The 515-nt window shown below is 71.1% G+C and carries 1 pseudogene; it reads right to left on the reverse strand.

What is annotated here, in order from left to right:
• Positions 1-515, reverse strand: a pseudogene (locus tag TsocGM_RS26400) (hypothetical protein); the annotation flags it as partial.

Here is a 515-nt window from a genome sequence, read left to right on the forward strand (position 1 = left end):
GGTGCCGTTGGCGGTGACGCCAGCGGTGCCGGCGAAGGACCAGGCGGAGCCAGCGGGGCGATAGAGGTAGGAGCCGCTCGAGCCGTTGGGCCCGGCCTCCGGCACCTCGAACCCTCCGTCCAGCAGCGTTTCGGTCCGGGGCTCGACCTCGACCCGATCGAGGACGATGTCGTCGATGAAGGAGGTGCTGGCGCCGCCGGAGGAATTGATTCCGACGAAGGAGAGGGTGTGGGCCCCGGCCGGGAGGGTCAGCGCCAGGCTTCGTGCTTCATACGAGGTGCCGGCCGGTTGGACGCGGGCCAACTCGACGCCGTCGAGGAGCACGGCGAAGTCGTGGGCGCCGGCCTGGTAGTTGCCCCGCTGGGCGGCTCGGAAGCGGAGGCGGTAGGAGCCGGCGGCGTTGGCGGGGATGGAGAGGATCTGAGAGGCGGAGCCGGTCTTCTGGAGGAAGGCGACCTGGTCCCCCTCGGGAGCGTTGGGGTTGCCGGCGGTGAAGGCGGTGCCGTTGGCGGTGA

This window comes from Tautonia sociabilis (assembly GCF_003977685.1).
GTDB classification, from domain to species: domain Bacteria; phylum Planctomycetota; class Planctomycetia; order Isosphaerales; family Isosphaeraceae; genus Tautonia; species Tautonia sociabilis.